Annotated in this window: 15 protein-coding genes and 1 pseudogene; 8 read left to right on the forward strand and 8 right to left on the reverse strand. The window is 68.1% G+C overall.

Features of this window, described 5'->3' with window-relative positions; all coding sequences use genetic code 11:
• Position 1: 1 nt before the first annotated feature.
• From OHB13_RS27815 to ctaD, 6 genes and pseudogenes are all read right to left on the reverse strand, one after another.
• A complete protein-coding gene (locus OHB13_RS27815; RefSeq protein ID WP_328378857.1) occupies positions 2-1,930 on the reverse strand; it encodes an ABC transporter substrate-binding protein in 1,929 nt (642 codons plus the stop codon).
• 177 nt (positions 1,931-2,107) lie between these two features.
• Positions 2,108-5,239 carry an AAA family ATPase gene (locus OHB13_RS27820; RefSeq protein ID WP_443063007.1) on the reverse strand — a complete coding sequence of 1,044 codons (3,132 nt, stop codon included), beginning with the start codon at positions 5,237-5,239 and terminating at the stop codon, positions 2,108-2,110.
• 144 nt (positions 5,240-5,383) lie between these two features.
• Positions 5,384-5,506, reverse strand: a pseudogene (locus OHB13_RS38800) (SCO5717 family growth-regulating ATPase); the annotation flags it as partial.
• Between the two features lie 312 nt (positions 5,507-5,818).
• Positions 5,819-6,115, reverse strand: a complete 297-nt coding sequence (locus OHB13_RS27825) for a DUF397 domain-containing protein (RefSeq protein ID WP_266852406.1) — start codon at positions 6,113-6,115, stop codon at positions 5,819-5,821.
• Between the two features lie 120 nt (positions 6,116-6,235).
• Entirely contained in the window at positions 6,236-6,577 is a 342-nt protein-coding gene (locus OHB13_RS27830) for a hypothetical protein (RefSeq protein WP_328378859.1), read from the reverse strand.
• 58 nt (positions 6,578-6,635) lie between these two features.
• Entirely contained in the window at positions 6,636-8,366 is a 1,731-nt protein-coding gene (gene ctaD / locus OHB13_RS27835; RefSeq protein WP_266852404.1) for an aa3-type cytochrome oxidase subunit I, read from the reverse strand.
• Positions 8,367-8,679: 313 nt separating this feature from the next.
• On the opposite strand from ctaD, the gene rpsO reads away from it, so the two are divergent.
• The 5 genes from rpsO (at position 8,680) to OHB13_RS27860 (ending at position 14,212) form a co-directional block, all read left to right on the forward strand.
• The gene (gene rpsO, locus OHB13_RS27840) at positions 8,680-8,970 is read left to right on the forward strand and encodes a 30S ribosomal protein S15 (protein ID WP_250297433.1); all 291 of its coding nucleotides are present in this window, start codon (positions 8,680-8,682) and stop codon (positions 8,968-8,970) included.
• 328 nt (positions 8,971-9,298) lie between these two features.
• Positions 9,299-11,512, forward strand: coding sequence for a polyribonucleotide nucleotidyltransferase (locus tag OHB13_RS27845; RefSeq protein ID WP_266860655.1), 2,214 nt, complete (start codon positions 9,299-9,301; stop codon positions 11,510-11,512).
• Entirely contained in the window at positions 11,509-12,933 is a 1,425-nt protein-coding gene (locus OHB13_RS27850) for a M16 family metallopeptidase (protein WP_266852403.1), read from the forward strand. Before OHB13_RS27845 ends, OHB13_RS27850 begins: the two co-directional genes overlap by 4 nt.
• Positions 12,934-12,999: 66 nt before the next feature.
• Positions 13,000-13,755: a 4-hydroxy-tetrahydrodipicolinate reductase gene (gene dapB, locus OHB13_RS27855; RefSeq protein WP_328378860.1), complete on the forward strand. Its 756-nt coding sequence runs from the start codon at positions 13,000-13,002 to the stop codon at positions 13,753-13,755.
• 4 nt (positions 13,756-13,759) lie between these two features.
• Positions 13,760-14,212: a tetratricopeptide repeat protein gene (locus tag OHB13_RS27860; protein WP_328378861.1), complete on the forward strand. Its 453-nt coding sequence runs from the start codon at positions 13,760-13,762 to the stop codon at positions 14,210-14,212.
• 59 nt (positions 14,213-14,271) lie between these two features.
• Here OHB13_RS27860 and OHB13_RS27865 read toward each other — a convergent pair whose 3' ends face one another.
• Together OHB13_RS27865 and OHB13_RS27870 are read right to left on the reverse strand one after the other, a co-directional pair.
• Positions 14,272-14,832: a hypothetical protein gene (locus OHB13_RS27865; protein WP_328378862.1), complete on the reverse strand. Its 561-nt coding sequence runs from the start codon at positions 14,830-14,832 to the stop codon at positions 14,272-14,274.
• Between the two features lie 93 nt (positions 14,833-14,925).
• Positions 14,926-15,165: a hypothetical protein gene (locus tag OHB13_RS27870; RefSeq protein WP_328378863.1), complete on the reverse strand. Its 240-nt coding sequence runs from the start codon at positions 15,163-15,165 to the stop codon at positions 14,926-14,928.
• 198 nt (positions 15,166-15,363) lie between these two features.
• Here OHB13_RS27870 and thyX point away from each other — a divergent pair, with 198 nt between their 5' ends.
• From thyX to OHB13_RS27885, 3 genes are all read left to right on the forward strand, one after another.
• Positions 15,364-16,104: an FAD-dependent thymidylate synthase gene (thyX, locus tag OHB13_RS27875; protein ID WP_328378864.1), complete on the forward strand. Its 741-nt coding sequence runs from the start codon at positions 15,364-15,366 to the stop codon at positions 16,102-16,104.
• Positions 16,105-16,282: 178 nt separating this feature from the next.
• Positions 16,283-17,182 (forward strand): 4-hydroxy-tetrahydrodipicolinate synthase, encoded by a 900-nt coding sequence (gene dapA, locus OHB13_RS27880; protein ID WP_266852397.1) that lies wholly within the window; start codon positions 16,283-16,285, stop codon positions 17,180-17,182.
• Between the two features lie 108 nt (positions 17,183-17,290).
• Positions 17,291-18,976: a ribonuclease J gene (locus OHB13_RS27885; RefSeq protein WP_328378865.1), complete on the forward strand. Its 1,686-nt coding sequence runs from the start codon at positions 17,291-17,293 to the stop codon at positions 18,974-18,976.
• Positions 18,977-18,979: the final 3 nt, after the last annotated feature.

Consider the following 18,979-nt stretch of genomic DNA (forward strand, 5'->3'; position numbering starts at 1 on the left):
GTTATTCACGGTCTTCCGCGGTGGAACGGCGGCGCAGGGCGACGAAGCCTCCGAGCCCGATGACGATGACTGCTGCCACGATGCCGATGATGAGCCCCGTCGAGGAACCCGACGACTTCGAGGCGCTGTGGTCGGCGGGAACCGCCGACCACCAGCTCCAGTAGCCGTCCTGGCCCCAGATGTTGCCCGCTGCCTGGGGCATCGTGTCGATGGACTTGATCTGGTCGGTACGGTACGCCTCGACCGCGTTCGGATAGGCCATGACATTCATGTACCCGGTGTCGTACAGCCGTGACTCCATCTGCTTCACCAGATCGGCGCGCTTGGCCGGGTTGTACTCGGCGGCCTGCTTGGCGTAGAGGGTGTCGAACTTCTTGTCGCAGATGAAGTTGTCGGTGGAACCGGTGTCCTTGGGCGTGTCGGGCAGCGCCGCACAGGTGTGGATGGAGAGGACGTAGTCCGGGTCGGGATTGACCGAGTACCCGTCGAAGGCCAGGTCGTACTGGCCGGCCAGCCAGGGGTCGGAGACGTTGTCGAGACAGCTCATCTGCAGCCCGATGCCCAGCTTGCCCCACCACTCCTTCATGTACTGGCCGATGGCCTTGTCGTTCGGGTCGGTGGCGTGGCAGAGCAGCCGGAAGCTGAGCGGCTTGCCGTTCTTGCCGAGGCGCTTTCCGTCGCTGTTCTTCTTGTAGCCCGCCTGGTCCAGCAGGGCTGCGGCCTTGGCCGGGTCGTAGGCGACCTGCTGGCTCGCGGACGGCTTCCAGAAGTAGCCGGCGAAGCGCGGCGGGATGTAGCCGGCGCCCTGGACGGCATGGCCCTGGAAGACCTTGTCGATGATGGTCTTGGTGTCGGTCGCGGCGAACAGTGCCCGGCGGACCCGGGGGTCGAGCAGCGCCGGGTTGCCGTTGCCGATCTTCTGGCCGTTCTTGGCCTTGGCGCCCGGGTTGGTGGCGAGCGCGTAGAAGCGGCGGCCGGGGGCGTCGTTGACCTTGATGTTCTTCTCGGTCTTCAGGGCTGCGGCCTGAGCAGGTGTGAGGTCCTGGACGAAGGAGACCTCGCCCTTCTCCAGGGCGGCGACGGCGGCGTCGTTGTCCTTGTAGTACTTGAAGTCCAGCTCGTCGAACTTCGGGGCGCCCCGCCAGAACGTCTTGTTCGGCTTGAACTTCAGATACTGGTCGACCTTGTAGTCGGTGAGGATGAAGGGGCCGTTGCCGACGACCGGGAACTGCTTGTCGTTGTTGAACTTCGAGAAGTCCCCGACCTTCTCCCAGACGTGCTTCGGCACGATCGGCACGTCGAGCGCTGTCATCGTGGCCTGAGGCTTCTTCAGCTGCACGACCAGCGTCTGCGGATCGGGGGCCGTGACCTTCTTGAAGTTCGCGGTGAAGCTGCCGTTGGCGGTGGCGGCCGCGCCGTCGGTCATCATCTTGTTGAACGTCCAGGCCGCGTCGTCGGCGGTGGCCTGCTGCCCGTCGGACCACTTGGAGTTCTTACGGATGGTGAAGGTCCACGTCAGCTTGTCGGCCGACGGCTTCCACGCGGTGGCGAGGCCCGGGACGGTGTGGCCGTCCTTGACGTCGTAGTTGGTCAGGTAGTCGTACATCAGGCGCAGCGCGGTGGTGGACACCAGACGCGTGGCGAGGAACGGACTCATCGAGTCGACGCTCTGATTGACGGCGACGGTGAGGACCTTCTTGCCACCGGAGCCTGAGCCGGAGCCGGAGCCGGAGCCGGAGCCGGAGCCGGAGCCTGAGTCGGCGTCAGCGGCGGAAGTGGACCTGGCTGTTGCGGCGTGTGCCTGCTGGGGAGCAGGATTCAGCGGGGTCGCGGCGGCGGCCACCAGGGCGAAGGCGGTCGCACCGGTGGCCAGAAGCAGACGGGAACGGGATCGGTGCCGGATTGTGCCGGTCGGAACTCTTCTGTCCATGGGCGTTGACCTCGCGTCAGGGTGAATCATGGAGTCGCCAGCTGGTGAAGCGAAGGTTTATCAGCGCTGGTTTAGACATGTCAACGGTCGCCAAGACCGTGCCTGGTCTGCACAAATGTCTGAAGGCCCACACCGTTCGCACGGTGTGGGCCTTCAGTGGTCTATACCCTTATCGCCTTACTGCTGAGGGGCCGGCGGTGCCTGCGGGGGCTGCTGCGGAGGCCACCCGGCGGGCGGCACGGGCCCCTGCAATTCCGGTTGACCTGCCTGACCTGCTTGGCCGGGCCGGCCGGGCTGATCCGAGGGGCCCTGCTGCTGCGGCTGGGGGAGCGGCTGTCCCGGCTGCTGCTGCCACGGCTGCCCCTGCGCGGGAGGCTGCACCGGCTGTCCGGGATGCCCCTGTCCCTGCTGGCCCGGCCCCTGCTGGCCGGGCTGCACCGGCTGCTGCTGCCAGCCCTGTTGCTGCGGCGGATAGGGCTGTTGCGGGGGCTGCTGACCTCCGTAGGGCTGTTGCGGCCCTTGCGGTCCCTGAGGTGCCTGCGGGCCCTGGGGCGGATAGGGCTGCTGCTGGCCGGGCATCGGCGGGGCCATGTGCGGAGGGGGTGCCTGGCCGCTGCCGGTCCACAACCCCTGTGCCTGCTGGGCGCGTTGGAAGTCCTCGGCGACCAGGGCGGAGAGGTTGAAGTACGCCTCACGGGTCTTCGGCCGCATCATGTCCAGGTCGACCTCGGCACCCGCCGACAGATGCTCGTCGAACGGCACTACGACGACCGCACGGCAGCGGGTCTCGAAGTGCTGCACGATGTCATCGACCTTGATCATCTTTCCGGTCTCGCGGACCCCGGAGATCACCGTGAGCGACCGCGCGACCAGCTCCGAATAGCCGTGCGCCGAGAGCCAGTCGAGCGTGGTGCTCGCGCTGGACGCGCCGTCGACGGACGGGGTGGAGACGATGATCAACTGGTCGGCGAGGTCGAGTACGCCCCGCATCGCGCTGTAGAGCAGACCCGTACCGGAGTCGGTCAGGATGACCGGGTACTGCTTGCCCAGGACGTCGATGGCCCGGCGGTAGTCCTCGTCGTTGAACGTGGTGGAGACGGCGGGGTCCACGTCGTTGGCGATGATCTCCAGCCCGGAGGGCGCCTGCGAGGTGAACCGGCGGATGTCCATGTACGAGTTGAGGTACGGGATCGCCTGGACCAGGTCACGGATGGTGGCCCCGGTCTCACGCCGCACCCGCCTGCCGAGCGTTCCCGCGTCCGGGTTGGCGTCGATCGCCAGGATCTTGTCCTGCCGTTCGGTCGCGAGCGTGGCGCCCAGCGCGGTCGTCGTGGTGGTCTTGCCGACACCGCCCTTGAGGCTGATGACGGCGATCCGGTAGCAGGAGAGGACCGGCGTCCGGATGAGTTCGAGCTTGCGCTGCCGCTCGGCCTCCTCCTTCTTGCCACCGATCTTGAAGCGCGAGGCACCGGCCGGGCCGCTGCGACTGCTCTTCGTCTTCTGCTTGTTGCGGATCAGCCGGTCGGACGACAGCTCGACGGCCGCCGTGTACCCCAGCGGCGCACCGGGAACGGAACGCTCCCGCTGATCATGGGCAACGGGCTGCGGCCAGCCGGCTCCGGTACGGGGGTCGACGGGGGCGCCGGGCTGCTGCTGTGCCTGCTGGGGGTCCTGGGCCTGCGGGTTCTGCTGCGCGGGCAGGTTCGGGGCAGGGGCACCGGGCTGCGGGAAGCCGTAGCCGGATTCGGGGTGCTGCTGCGGTGGCTGTTGTGCCTGGGGCTGCTGCGGTGCGGGGAGATGGGGAGTCGGCTGCGGGAATCCGTAACCGGCCTGTCCCTGCGGCGCCTGCTGCGGGAACCCATAGCCGCTGTGCGGTGGCTGAGGGGCCTGGGGGTTCTGAGGTGCCTGCGGCGGCAGAGGCTGCTGCGCGGACTCCGCGGGCCGGGGCTGCTGCGGGAACCCGTAACCGGGCTGGGGCTGCTGGGGTGCGGGCAGGTTGGGGGCCGGCTGCGGGAATCCGTAACCGGCCTGTCCCTGCGGAGCCTGAGCCGGGGGAGGCGTGCCCGGCGTCTGCTGCTGTGGCTGCTGTACCTGCTGGGGGGCAGGCTCGGCGGGCAGCGGGAAGCCGTAACCACCCTGCTCGCCGGCCGGCTCGGCGCTCTGCGCGGGCCAGGACGGCTGGGCCGGGGGAGCCGCCGGACCGACCGCGGGCGGCGGACCCGGCTGCTGCGGCTGCTGCTGGGGCGGCCCGGGGTACGGCTGCGACTGTTCGGCGCTCGGCGTGCTGACCGGCCACTGCGGAGCGGGCGGCGGCGCGGCGGGCTGGAACGCGGGCGGCAGCGGCGGCAGTTCACTCTGCGGCGACGCGGAAGGCGCGGGCGCCCAGGGCTGGGCGGGCGCCGCCGGAGGCGCGTCCTGCGGCTCCGGGTCGTCCGGAACGTGCGGCGGCACCGCGTCCGCGACCGCGTCGGTGGGCACGGGCACGGCATCGGCGGGCTCTCCAACGGATCCGGCCGCCGGTCCGGACTCCGCGCCGGACTCTGCTCCGAAGTCACTCCGGCTGTCAGTGCCGCGCGGAGCACCGGGCATGCCGAACGAGGCGGCGAGATCCGCGAACGCGTCGGACCGGTAGGGACCGGAGGCTCCACCGGACGTTCCGGCCGTCGGAGCGGGGGCGGGCGGGGTGCTCTTCCGCTCGGGGGCCGGAGGGGCCTCGGGCCGCTCCCGCGCGGCCTTCGCGGCCGCTTCGAGCTTCTCGAACTCACGCTTCAGCGCGGCGGGGGAGAACTTCATGGTGTCCGCGCTCCGCACCTCACCCCCACCGAACGACTCGGCTGCCTTCTCGGGCACAGCCTTCGGGGGCTGTTCCGCTGCTACCGGTTCCGGTTCCTGGTCATGAACGACCGGCGCGACGGGCTCGGACGCGGGCTCAGGCTCATCTCCGGCCTCGGACGCGGAATCACCGGCGGAATCACCGAATGGCTTCGGGCCGGATTCCGCATCGGCGTCGTCCGCCGGCTCACCTTCGGAAGCCAGAACCGACACTGGCTCGGACTCCGGCTCCGACTCCTGAACCTGCTCCGCCCCGTACTCCGGCTCCTGTTCGGGCTCGGACACCGGGTCCGCTCCGGGCACCGAGTCGGCACCCAGCTCCGCCGGACGTCCGGCTCCCGTCTCCGGCTCGTCCTTCTCCGCGGCGGCCGGTGTCGGGCCCCAGTTCGGCTGGAATCCTCCGGTCAGCGGCAGCCCCGGCACAGCCGCAGGCCCACCGACCGGACCGGTGGGCTGCACCGGAGGCACCTGAGACACCGGAGGCACCTGAGACACCGGGGGCACCTGCGACACCGGAGGCGTCTGAGGCACTGGCGGAGCGGGTGGCGGGGGAGTCGGAGCGGGCGCGGGCGGCGGAGTGGCCGGTGCCGGCTCCTTTGCCTGAGCGTCCGAAGCGTTCTGCGTGTACCAGGCGGGAGGGGTGTAGTCGATGGTGAACTCACCCGTCTCGGCGGGATCCGCGTCGGACTGATCGTCGACGGGTGTGTTCGGTCCCCCGCGAATCTCGTCCCGATCGCTGTTCACAATGCCTCCCGCTGGTGTGCTCTAGCACCCTCGTGCCGTAGTGGATGGGGGGCGACCGTTGTCGTCCGATCCGCCTGGCTCTCCCCGTGAGGACGCGAACACCCCGCTTGCGGGTTCTGGCCCGTGCCCCCGTCCCAGCCTAATCACCATTCGTACCGGGACGGCATGACGGAGTGCACCGTCGGGCGTGACCTTTCCGTCAAGGGGCGCCCGAATCATGCCCTGTTACGCCACCAGGCAGCGGCGATAACGGAAAGAAGGCGCCAAAATCCACCCAAAATCGATCTGCCGCAGTCGCCCCGGCGCCCCTCGCTACTCCGCGGCGGCGCTCGTGGTTCCGCCGTTGTGCGGTGCGGGCTCCAGGTCGAATTCGCCGTCGCGGGCGCCCAGCACGAAGGCGCGCCATTCCGCTTCCGTGTACCGCAGCACTGTTCCGTGGTCGATGGACGACCTCATGGCCACGGCCCCGTCCGGCAGGTACGCGATCTCGACCCGCTCCTCGTGCTCCGAGGTGCCGGGTGCGCCCTGCCACTCGACACCGGAGATGTCGAGGGCGTAGAGCTCTTCCTTCTCGCGTTCCTTGCGGTCCTTGTCGTGTGCGTCAGCCATGGCTGCCCGGTCCCTTCACCACGTACGAACAAGCTGTTCGCTCACCCTACTTGGCGGGACCGGTCCCGCTCATGGGTTCCGGGCGACGTGGATCCGGGATGGTAAAGGGGTGCTGGGCGATCACCGGCTGAGCAGTGTGATCGCCGTATATGTGCCGCTCACCGCACCGACTGCCATCACTGTCACCGACACACAGCGCCGCTTCAACTGCTCATAGCGCGCCGTGTACTCGCCGCGCAGTTCGGCCGCCCGGTCGGAGATCCGTACGAGCACGGCCCGGGAGACGGCCACCCGGTCGGCCGTGTAGACGCGTTCCACATCGTCCCGCTGGGCGATGGTCAGCCAGGGCAACTGGCCCGCGAAGCGGGCCGCCTGCCGTCGGGCCTCCTCCAGCTCCGCGCTCCACAGCAGGTACCCCTCGATCCGCACGAGACCGCGCGCGGTGTCCTCGTCGGTTGCCACGCCTTCTCCTCGCCGTCGCTTCCGCTTCTCTTCTTCTCGTCCGCTCTTCTCCGCCGGGCTACTCGTCTCCGGCGCCCGTTGCTGACGAGGGGGAGGAGGCCGCCGCGTGCCCCGCAGCTTCGAGAGCGTTGATCGCGGGGTAGTGGAGGTCGAACGCCGGGCCCTCGGAGCGGATCCTCGGGAGGGTCGTGAAGTTGTGCCGGGGCGGCGGGCAGGACGTCGCCCATTCGAGCGAACGGCCGTAGCCCCAAGGGTCGTCGACCATGACGGGCTTGCCGTACTTGGCCGTCTTCCAGACGTTGTAGAAGAACGGCAGCAGCGAAAGCCCCAGCAGGAAGGAGCTGATGCTCGAAATGGTGTTCAGCGTGGTGAAGCCGTCAGCGGCGAGGTAGTCCGCGTAACGCCGGGGCATACCCTCGGCGCCCAGCCAGTGCTGTACCAGGAACGTGCCGTGGAAGCCCACGAACAGCGTCCAGAAGTTGATCTTGCCGAGCCGCTCGTCCAGCATCTTGCCGGTGAACTTCGGCCACCAGAAATAGAAGCCGGCGAACATCGCGAAGACCACGGTCCCGAACACCACGTAATGGAAGTGCGCGACCACGAAGTACGAGTCGGACACGTGGAAGTCCATCGGGGGCGAAGCCAGGATGACACCGGTCAGACCACCGAAGAGGAACGTGACCAGGAAGCCGATGGACCACAGCATCGGTGTCTCGAAGGACAGCGATCCCTTCCACATCGTGCCGATCCAGTTGAAGAACTTCACACCGGTCGGCACCGCGATCAGGAAGGTCATGAAGGAGAAGAACGGCAGGAGGACACCGCCGGTGACGAACATGTGGTGGGCCCACACCGTCACCGAGAGCCCGGCGATGGAGATCGTGGCCCCGACCAGGCCGATGTAACCGAAGACCGGCTTGCGGGAGAACACCGGAATGATCTCGGTGACGATCCCGAAGAACGGCAACGCGATGATGTACACCTCCGGATGCCCGAAGAACCAGAAGAGGTGCTGCCACAGCAGGGCCCCGCCATTGGCCGCGTCGAAGACATGGGCGCCGAACTTCCGGTCCGCCTCCAGCACGAGCAGCGCGGCGGCCAGTACGGGGAAGGCCAGCAGCACGAGCACGGCGGTCAGCAGCGCGTTCCACACGAAGATCGGCATACGGAACATCGTCATGCCGGGTGCGCGCATACAGATGATCGTGGTGATGAAGTTGACCGAACCGAGGATCGTGCCGAAGCCCTGGAAGGCCAGCCCCATGATCCACAGATCCGCGCCGACCCCGGGGGAGTGGACCGTGCTGGTCAGTGGCGAGTACGCGAACCAGCCGAAGTCGGCCGCCCCGTCCGGGGTGAGGAAGCCGCCCATCACGATCAGTGCGCCCAGCAGATACAGCCAGTAGGCGAAGAGGTTCAGCCGGGGGAACGCCACATCGGGCGCCCCGATCTGCAACGGCATGATCCAGTTGGTGAAGCCGATGAAGAGCGGCGTCGCGAACATCAGCAGCATGATCGTGCCGTGCATCGTGAACGCCTGGTTGAACTGCTCGTTCGACACGATCTGCGTACCGGGCCGCGCCAGCTCGGCACGCATCAGGAGCGCCATCACGCCGCCGATGCAGAAAAAGGCGAACGATGTGGCCAGATACATCGTGCCGATCGTCTTGTGATCGGTCGTGGTCGCCCAGCTGACGATGATGCTTCCGGGACGCCTGCGGCGTACCGGTACCTCGCTGTCGTAATCGTCATCGGACGTGGGTGAATCCTCGGTGGCCCTCGTCGTCACTGCGGTGCTCCTGCTGCTGTGGTCGCGCCCTGACGGGCTGGACAGCACAGGAGCATGGCGCAGCTCACGCCGAAGGGTTCTGAGGCGGTGTGGCGTGGCGCGCGGCTTGAGCCGTTCGGGTCTACGGACGGGGCCCGGGGGCCGGGCCGGCCGACTCGGAAAGGCTGATACGCTGTGTGACGGCCGTCTGTGTACGCGCCTCCGGATGACCTGGAGGCTGCGCCCAGCGGATCCCCGCCTCCCGAGTTACGGAAGCTCCCCAGAGTATTCGACCTGGGGCACTCGGTGGCCTGAAGACTCACGAGGAGTACGCGTGTCGCTCGACGCCGCTACGAAGAAGCAGATCATGACCGAGTTCGGCCAGAAGGAAGGCGACACCGGTTCCCCCGAGGTTCAGGTCGCCATGCTCTCGCGCCGCATCTCGGACCTGACTGAGCACCTCAAGATGCACAAGCACGACCACCACTCCCGCCGGGGTCTGCTGATCCTGGTCGGCCAGCGTCGCCGCCTTCTCCAGTACCTGGCCAAGAAGGACATCCAGCGCTTCCGTGCGCTGGTCGACCGCCTCGGCATCCGCCGCGGTGCGGCCGGCGGCGCCAAGTAAGAACGTTGTGCGAGGGAGCGGGCCCCATTTCCTGGGGACCGCTCCCTTTGCCGTACGTGCGGCCGCTGTACGTGCGGAACCCGGACCTGGCTCAGTAACCTGGGTGTGCACGGCAGTACCGAGTACGTAGAACCGCAGTACCGAATGCTGCAGTACCGAACGAGGGGAAGCGCCCTCCAGCCGCCGCCGGTCCTCGGTAGTGGCCCCCGGGAACATCACCCGGGTGCTTCGATCGAAGACCGGCCCCGCAACCATGGAGCGCTTCTCCGCCCCGTTCCCCGCCACACGGGCTGGGGGACGAAAGACGACGAGTATGGAGAAAACGCTAGTGGAGAACGAGACCCACTACGCCGAGGCCGTTATTGACAACGGAACCTTCGGCACCCGCACCATCCGCTTCGAGACGGGCCGCCTGGCCAAGCAGGCCGCCGGCTCCGCCGTGGCGTACCTGGACGACGACACCATGGTGCTGTCGGCCACCAGCGCTTCCAAGAAGCCCAAGGACCAGCTCGACTTCTTCCCCCTCACGGTGGACGTCGAGGAGCGGCAGTACGCGGCCGGCAAGATCCCCGGCTCCTTCTTCCGCCGCGAGGGCCGCCCCTCCGAGGACGCGATCCTCACCTGCCGCCTGATCGACCGGCCGCTGCGCCCCTCCTTCAAGAAGGGCCTGCGCAACGAGATCCAGATCGTCGAGACGATCATGGCGCTCAACCCCGACCACCTGTACGACGTGGTCGCGATCAACGCCGCCTCCTGCTCCACGATGCTGGCCGGCCTGCCCTTCTCCGGCCCGATCGGCGGCACCCGCGTCGCTCTGATCAAGGGCCAGTGGGTCGCCTTCCCGACGCACACCGAGCTTGAGGACGCCGTCTTCGACATGGTCGTCGCGGGCCGCGTGCTCGATGACGGCGACGTCGCGATCATGATGGTCGAGGCCGAGGCCACCGAGAAGACCATCCAGCTCGTCAAGGACGGCGCCGAGGCTCCGACCGAAGAGGTCGTCGCCGCCGGTCTCGAAGCCGCGAAGCCCTTCATCAAGGCGCTCTGCAAGGCCCAGTCCGACCTCGCCGCCAAGGCCGCCAAGCCCACCGGCGAGTTCCCGGTCTTCCTCGACTACCAGGACGACGTCCTGGAGGCGCTCACCGCCGCGGTCAGGACCGAGCTCGCCAAGGCGCTCACCATCGCCGGCAAGCAGGAGCGCGAGGCCGAGCTGGACCGCGTCAAGGAGATCGCCGTCGAGAAGCTGCTCCCGAAGTTCGAGGGCCGCGAGAAGGAGATCTCCGGCGCGTACCGCGCGCTGACCAAGTCCGTCGTGCGTGAGCGCGTCATCAAGGACAAGGTCCGCATCGACGGCCGCGGCGTCACGGACATCCGTACGCTCGCCGCCGAGGTCGAGGCCATCCCGCGCGTGCACGGCTCGGCGCTCTTCGAGCGTGGCGAGACCCAGATCCTGGGCGTCACCACCCTCAACATGCTCCGCATGGAGCAGCAGCTGGACACCCTCTCCCCGGTGACCCGCAAGCGCTACATGCACAACTACAACTTCCCGCCGTACTCCGTCGGTGAGACCGGCCGCGTGGGCTCGCCCAAGCGCCGCGAGATCGGCCACGGAGCGCTCGCCGAGCGCGCCATCGTGCCGGTGCTGCCGACGCGCGAGGAGTTCCCGTACGCGATCCGCCAGGTCTCCGAGGCGCTGGGCTCCAACGGCTCGACGTCCATGGGCTCGGTCTGCGCCTCCACCATGTCCCTGCTGAACGCCGGTGTGCCCCTCAAGGCCGCCGTCGCCGGTATCGCCATGGGCCTCATCTCGCAGGAGATCGACGGCAAGACGCACTACGTCGCCCTCACCGACATCCTCGGTGCGGAGGACGCCTACGGCGACATGGACTTCAAGGTCGCCGGTACCAAGCAGTTCGTGACTGCGCTCCAGCTCGACACCAAGCTCGACGGCATCCCCGCCTCGGTCCTGGCCGCCGCGCTGAAGCAGGCCCGTGACGCACGCCTCCACATCCTCGACGTGATGAACGAGGCCATCGACGTCCCGGACGAGATGTCCCCGAACGCCCCGCGGATCATCACCGTCAAGATCCCGGTGGACAAGATCGGTGAGGTCATCGGCCCCAAGGGCAAGATGATCAACCAGATCCAGGAGGACACCGGCGCCGACATCACGATCGAGGACGACGGCACCATCTACATCGGTGCCCAGCAGGGTTCGCAGGCCGAGGCCGCGCGCACCACGATCAACTCGATCGCCAACCCGACCATGCCGGAGGTCGGCGAGCGTTACCTGGGCACGGTCGTCAAGACCACGACCTTCGGTGCGTTCGTGTCGCTCATGCCGGGCAAGGACGGCCTGCTGCACATCTCGCAGATCCGCAAGCTCGCCGGTGGCAAGCGCGTGGAGAACGTCGAGGACGTGCTCGCGGTCGGCTCCAAGGTCCAGGTCGAGATCGGCGAGATCGACTCCCGCGGCAAGCTCTCCCTCGTCCCCGTCATCGAGGGCGAAGAAGACGAGAAGAAGGACGACGCCGACAAGTGACGTCCCGTAGTTCCGTGACGACGGCCCGCACCTCATCGGAGGCGCGGGCCGTCGCCCGTACCCAGAGCCACCTCACGGACGAGAACGGCAGCAGTGCATTCAAGGACGGAAACGTGAGCAACGCCGGAGCACCCAGCGACACGGTCCGCAGGACCGTCCTCCCCGGCGGTCTGCGCATCGTCACCGAGACCGTCCCCTCAGTGCGCTCGGCGACATTCGGGATCTGGGCGAACGTCGGATCCCGGGATGAGACGCCGTCCCTCAACGGAGCCACCCACTACCTGGAACACCTCCTCTTCAAGGGCACCGAGAAGCGCAGCGCCCTCGACATCTCCGCCACGATCGACGCGGTCGGCGGCGAGATGAACGCCTTCACGGCGAAGGAGTACACCTGCTACTACGCCCGGGTCCTGGACAGTGATCTGCCGCTGGCCATAGACGTCGTCTGCGACATGCTGACCGGTTCGCTGATCACCGCCGAGGACGTCGAGGCCGAGCGCGGCGTCATCCTCGAAGAGATCGCGATGACCGAGGACGACCCCGGCGACGTCGTCCACGACCTCTTCGCACAGACGATGTTCGGCGACACCCCGCTCGGCCGCCCGGTCCTCGGCACCGTCGACACCGTCAACGGGCTCAGCCGCAGCCAGATCGCCCGCTTCTACAAGAAGCACTACGACCCGACCCACCTCGTCGTCGCCGCCGCCGGCAACATCGACCACGACACGGTGGTACGCCAGGTCAGCGAGGCGTTCGAGCGCGCGGGCGCGCTGTCCCGTACCGACGCCGTACCGGTGGACCCGCGCTCCGGCTCCCGCATCCTGCGTTCCGCGGGCGGCGTCGACCTGCTGAACCGCAAGACCGAGCAGGCGCACATCGTCCTCGGGATGCCGGGCCTGGCCAGGACCGACGACCGGCGGTGGGCGCTCGGCGTCCTCAACACCGCGCTCGGCGGCGGAATGAGCTCCCGCCTCTTCCAGGAGGTACGGGAGAAGCGCGGCCTCGCCTACAGCGTGTACTCGTACACCTCGGGCTTCGCCGACTGCGGTCTCTTCGGCATCTACGCGGGCTGCCGCCCCAACCAGGTCCACGACGTCCTGAAGATCTGCCGGGACGAGCTCGACCGGGCCGCGAACGAAGGGGTGACCGACGAGGAGATCCGCCGCGCGGTCGGCCAGCTCGCCGGTTCCACGGTGCTCGGCATGGAGGACACCGGGGCGCTGATGAACCGCATAGGCAAGAGCGAACTGTGCTGGGGCACCCAGATGTCGGTCGACGAGATGCTGGAGCGGATCACCGCGGTCACCCCGGATGAAGTCCGCGCGGTCGCCCACGACATATTGGGACAGCGCCCCTCGCTGTCGGTGATCGGGCCGCTGAAGGACAAGCAGGCGGACCGCCTCCACGAAGCGGTCTCCTGAGCCGAACCGTCTGTGAAACGCGTCAGCCATGACGTGTGAAACGCGAGCGATGAAGGAAGAGCAAGCATGAGCAGCAAGCTGCGCGTCGCGGTCCTCGGCGCCCGGGGCCGTATCGGCTCCGAAGCCGCACGGGCCGTCGACGCCGCCGACGACCTGGAACTGGTCGCCGCCCTCGATCGTGACGACGAGCTCGACGCGCTCACCGTGTCCGGTGCCCAGGCGGCCATCGACCTGACGCATCCCGACTCGGTGATGAGCAACCTGGAATTCTGCGTACGCAACGGAATCCACGGCGTCGTCGGCACCACGGGCTGGACCGACGACCGCGTCGCGCAGCTCCGCTCCTGGCTCGACGCCTCCCCGGAGACGGGCGTCCTCATCGCCCCGAACTTCTCCATCGGTGCCGTGCTCACCATGACGTTCGCCCAGGCGGCAGCGCGCTTCTTCGAGTCCGTCGAAGTGATCGAGCTGCACCACCCGAACAAGGCGGACGCCCCGTCGGGCACCGCGCAGCGCACCGCTCAGCTCATCGCGGCCGCCCGGGAGATGGCCGGCTGCGCCCCGCAGCCGGACGCCACGAGCACCGCACTGGACGGTGCCCGCGGCGCCGACGTCGACGGCGTCCCGGTGCACTCCGTACGGCTGCGCGGCCTCCTGGCCCACCAGGAGGTGCTCCTGGGCGGTGAGGGCGAGACCCTCACCATCCGGCACGACTCCCTGCACCACAGCAGCTTCATGCCGGGCATCCTGCTCGGCACGCGCCGCGTGGTCACCACCCCCGGCCTCACCTTCGGCCTGGAACACTTCCTCGATCTGAGCTGACCCGATGCGCGCAAAGATCACCTACCTCGTCACGGCCGCCGTCCTGGTCTTCTACTTCGTCCTGGTCGGCAGCCGGGGCGTGCTGCTCATCGAGAACGGCACGCTGCTCACGGTCACCTTCGGCGTGGCCGTGCTGATCCTGCCGCTGATCGGCATCTGGTTCCTGTGGAAGAACACCCAGTTCGTCCGGCGGGCCAACCGGCTCGCCGCCGAACTGGACGCCGAAGGCGGCCTGCCCGTCGACGAGTTGGTGCGTACGCCCAGCGGCCGGATCGACCGCGACTCGGCCGACCGGGTCTTCGTCCGCCGCAAGGAGGAGACCGAGGACAGCCCGGACGACTGGCGCTGCTGGTTCCGCCTCGCGGTCGCCTACCAGGACGCCAGGGACACCCCGCGCGCCCGCAAGGCCATGCAGCGTGCCATCGCCCTGCATGCGGGCAGGCCCGTCAGTATCTGACGGGCCTGCGTGTCGCCGGGGGCATCCGCCCGGCCGGGCTGCTGATCCCGGCGGCCCGCTCAGCCGAGCCGGTACTCCGCACCCCAGGCCTCGACCGTGTCCGCCGCGCGGTCGAAGGCCTCGTGGCGTGCCAGGAAGTCGGCACTGTGGTCGGTGAGCAGCGGCGGCAGCTGCTCACCGCTGCGCTGTACGAGCAGGAGCGCCTCGCCCTGCACCGTGCGCGGCAGCCCCAGCCAGCGGACCGGCTGCTGCACCGTGCGTACGGCCGCGGTACGGCCCCACGGCACGGTGACCGTCTTGAAGAAGCCCACCCGCCGCACTCCGTGCCTGCTCACCCAGGTGCCCATCCGCAGCAGCCGCAGGGCGCAGGCCACGACCACGAGGCCGAGGGCGAGGGTGACGCCCGCACCCGACACCGCGCCGGCGAAAGCGATGATCATCGCCGCCAGCAGGATGAACGAGGCGAGCAGCAGCAACACGGCTGCCGCCCCGACCCGCCAGGGCCCCGGGCGGTAGGGGCGGCGCCACTGGTCGTGGTCGTCGAACGGCAGCGCGACGTCGTCGGCATTCTCGGCGGCTGCGTCAAACGCGCGGTCGGCCGTCAGGAAAGGCAGGGGCACGACTGATCCTCACTCACAAGCACGCTCGATTGGCTGTGCCCGGTGAGGCTACCGATGAGATCATCGCCCGACCACCCCAGGGGTCCGGACGAGTCAGTGGTCGTGGGCTGCTTCGGACTGATGTGTCTGTGCGGGCGTCTGATCGGCTGCCAGAGCAGGCAGACCGAACAGCAGCGAGCCCGCGATACCTGCGACGACGGTGAGGCCGACGAGCGCACGGCCGGCGAGCTGGGTTGCGGTGGGGCGTTGACGGGGCGGCGGTTCGATGTTGCTACGGAAGCGGTCTGCGTCAGCGACGAATGCGAACGGGACGGCCTCTCGCCGGCGGAACATAGGGGCACTTCTCCTTGGATCACGAGACTTTCGGTTCCACTCTGGTTCCACTGATTCAGACGTCCAGAGCGGCCGATCGGTGCCCGATTTCCACGAATGGGCAGAACTTTTCTGCTGACGGTTCGTCCGGTCCTGGTTGTCGGTGCCGCGCCGTAGAGTGGGCGCCGCCCGAGCGATGCAACTGGAAGGACCCCGCCGGTGAGTGACACTCCCACCTCAGACCCCAAGCCGAGCTTCCGCAGCGACGTCACCGTCGAGCTGGTGAAGCACAGCGCGAGCGATTCGGACGTGCTGTGGGCGGCCCGAGTCTCCACGGCGGGTGAGCAGTCGCTCGAAGAGCTCCGGAAGGACCCCGAGCGCTCCAAGGGGCTCATCAACTATCTGATGCGGGACCGGCACGGCAGTCCCTTCGAGCACAACTCGATGACCTTCTTCATCAGCGCCCCGATCTTCGTGTTCCGTGAGTTCATGCGGCACCGCGTCGGCTGGTCGTACAACGAGGAATCCGGCCGCTACAGGGAGCTGGAGCCGGTCTTCTACGTACCGGGCGAGTCCCGCAAGTTGGTCCAGCAGGGCCGTCCCGGCAAGTACGAGTTCGTCGAGGGCACCGCGGCCCAGCAGGAGCTCACCGGTCGCGTCATGGAGGACTCCTACCGGCAGGCCTACGACGCCTACCAGGAGATGTTGGCCGCCGGCGTGGCCCGCGAGGTGGCCAGGGCGGTGCTGCCCGTCGGCCTGTTCTCGTCGATGTACGCGACGTGCAATGCCCGGTCGCTGATGCACTTCCTCGGCCTGCGCACGCAGCACGAGCTGGCGCGGACGCCGTCCTTCCCGCAGCGGGAGATCGAGATGGTCGGGGAGCAGATGGAAGAGCACTGGAACAAGCTCATGCCGCTGACTCATGCGGCCTTCAATGCCAACGGACGGGTCGCCCCATAGGGCACGCATGTGCGACTGGGCCGCGTGAGGTGTCCGGATTGCACCCTTTGGTGAAGTTCATCTAGGCTGATCAAACGGACCCGGCACTGCTTGAACCCCCGAGCAGGCAGTGCCGGGCTCCGTAGCTCCCGTCCCCCGAGGGGACGCGCCGCACTGAGCAGCGAGTAGCGTGGTACCCATGGCTCCGATCTCCACTCCGCAGACCCCCTTCGGGCGGGTCCTCACCGCCATGGTCACGCCCTTCACGGCGGACGGCGCGCTCGACATCGACGGCGCGCAGCGGCTTGCCACCCATCTGGTGGAAGCAGGCAATGACGGCCTGGTCGTCAACGGCACCACGGGCGAGTCCCCGACCACCAGCGACGCGGAGAAAAACGACCTCGTGCGGGCGGTACGGGAAGCGGTCGGAGACCGTGCTCACGTCATCGCGGGTGTAGGCACCAACGACACCCGGCACAGCCTGGAGCTGGCCCGAGCGGCCGAGACCGCGGGCGCGCACGGCCTGCTCGCCGTGACGCCGTACTACAACAAGCCGCCGCAGGAAGGCCTGCTCCGGCACTTCACCGCCATCGCGGACTCCACCGGGCTGCCCGTCATGCTGTACGACATTCCGGGCCGCAGCGGTGTGCCGATCAACACCGAGACGATCGTCAGGCTGGCAGAGCACCCGCGCATCGTGGCCAACAAGGACGCCAAGGGCGACCTCGGCCGTGCCAGCTGGGCCATCGCGCGCAGCGGCCTGGCCTGGTACTCCGGCGACGACATGCTGAATCTGCCGCTCTTCTCGGTGGGCGCGTGCGGATTCGTCTCCGTCGTCGGCCATCTCGTCACCCCTGAGCTGCGAGCCCTCCTGGAGGCGTACCTCGCGGGCGACGTCCAGAAGGCGACCGAGATCCACCAGCGTCTGCTGCCCGTCTTCACCGGCATGTTCCGGACGCAGGGAGTGATCACGACGAAGGCCGCGCTGGGCCTCCAGGGCCTGCCTGCCGGACCGCTCCGGCTTCCTCTGGTGGAACTTGCCCCTGAGGAAACGGCCCAGCTCAAGATCGATCTTGCCGCCGGCGGGGTAGAACTTTAAACACAGACTTCACAACTGAATACGCAAGATCACTCTGACAACTGCAAGTGCACGAATCATGCGCGCCACGTGCCTCAGGTACGTGGCGTGTGTGGTGAGGAGAGTCTTTTGAGTCATCCGCATCCTGAACTCGGCGCACCGCCGAAGCTTCCGAAGAACGGCCTGCGCGTCACCCCGCTCGGCGGTCTCGGCGAGATCGGCCGGAACATGACGGTCTTCGAATACGGAGGCCGGCTGCTGATCGTCGACTGCGGCGTGCTCTTCCCCGAGGAGGAGCAGCCGGGCATCGACCTGATCCTGCCCGATTTCACCACCATCAAGGACCGTCTCGACGACGTCGAGGGCATCGTGCTCACGCACGGCCACGAGGACCACATCGGCGGTGTGCCCTATCTGCTCCGGCTGAAGCCGGACATCCCGCTGATCGGCTCCAAGCTGACGCTGGCGCTCATCGAGGCGAAGCTCCAGGAGCACCGGATCCGCCCGTACACCCTCGAAGTCACCGAGGGACAGCGCGAGCGCATCGGGGTCTTCGACTGCGAGTTCATCGCGGTCAACCACTCCATTCCCGATGCCCTCGCGGTCGCGATCCGCACCCCGGCGGGCATGGCCGTCGCCACCGGCGACTTCAAGATGGACCAGCTGCCGCTGGACGGCCGCCTCACCGACCTGCACGCCTTCGCGCGGCTGAGCGAAGAGGGCATCGACCTTCTCCTCTCGGACTCGACGAACGCCGAGGTCCCCGGCTTCGTGCCGCCCGAGCGCGACATCTCCAATGTCCTGCGCACGGTCTTCGCCAACGCCCAGAAGCGCATCATCGTGGCCAGCTTCGCCAGCCATGTGCACCGCATCCAGCAGATCCTCGACGCGGCGCACGAGTACGGGCGAAGGGTGGCGTTCGTCGGCCGGTCGATGGTCCGGAACATGGGTATCGCCCGTGACCTGGGCTATCTGAAGGTCCCCGCGGGTCTGGTCGTCGACGTCAAGACGCTCGACGACCTTCCGGACGACGAGGTCGTGCTGGTCTGCACCGGCTCGCAGGGCGAGCCGATGGCCGCCCTTTCCCGGATGGCCAACCGGGACCACCAGATCCGGATCGTCCAGGGCGACACCGTGATCCTGGCCTCGTCGCTCATCCCGGGCAACGAGAACGCGGTCTACCGCGTGATCAACGGGCTCACCCGCTGGGGAGCCGACGTCGTCCACAAGGGCAATGCCAAGGTCCACGTCTCGGGCCACGCGTCGGCCGGCGAGCTGCTGTACTTCTACAACATCTGCCGCCCGAAGAACCTGATGCCGGTGCACGGCGAATGGCGCCATCTGCGCGCCAACGCCGAGCTCGGCGCGAAGACGGGTGTTCCCAAGGACCACATCGTCATCGCTGAGGACGGCGTCGTGGTCGACCTGGTCGACGGCAAGGCGAGAATCGTCGGCAAGGTCCAAGCGGGCTATGTGTACGTCGACGGCCTCTCGGTCGGCGATGTCACCGAGACCCACCTCAAGGACCGCCGCATCCTCGGCGACGAGGGCATCATTTCTGTCTTCATCGTGGTCGACAGCTCCAGCGGCAAGATCGTGGGCGGCCCCCACATCCAGGCCAGGGGCTCCGGCATCGACGACGGTGCGTTCAGTGCCGTCGTACCGAAGATCGAGGACGCCCTGAACAAGTCGGCCCAGGACGGCGTTCTGGAGCCGCATCAGCTCCAGCAGCTGATCCGTCGCACGGTGGGCAAGTGGGTCTCGGACGGCTATCGCAGGCGCCCGATGATCCTTCCCGTCGTCGTCGAGGTCTGACAG

Origin of the sequence: Streptomyces sp. NBC_00440 (assembly GCF_036014215.1) — a bacterium.
Taxonomy (GTDB): Bacteria; Actinomycetota; Actinomycetes; order Streptomycetales; family Streptomycetaceae; genus Streptomyces.

Bases quoted from the DNA above. Each gene is read 5' to 3' on its own strand.
- OHB13_RS27815 (WP_328378857.1), bottom strand. From the start codon at position 1,930: ATGGACAGAAGAGTTCCGACCGGCACAATCCGGCACCGATCCCGTTCC.
- OHB13_RS27825 (WP_266852406.1), bottom strand. From the start codon at position 6,115: ATGGCTGACGCACACGACAAGGACCGCAAGGAACGCGAGAAGGAAGAG.
- dapB (WP_328378860.1), top strand. From the start codon at position 13,000: ATGAGCAGCAAGCTGCGCGTCGCGGTCCTCGGCGCCCGGGGCCGTATC.
- OHB13_RS27860 (WP_328378861.1), top strand. From the start codon at position 13,760: ATGCGCGCAAAGATCACCTACCTCGTCACGGCCGCCGTCCTGGTCTTC.
- OHB13_RS27870 (WP_328378863.1), bottom strand. From the start codon at position 15,165: ATGTTCCGCCGGCGAGAGGCCGTCCCGTTCGCATTCGTCGCTGACGCA.
- dapA (WP_266852397.1), top strand. From the start codon at position 16,283: ATGGCTCCGATCTCCACTCCGCAGACCCCCTTCGGGCGGGTCCTCACC.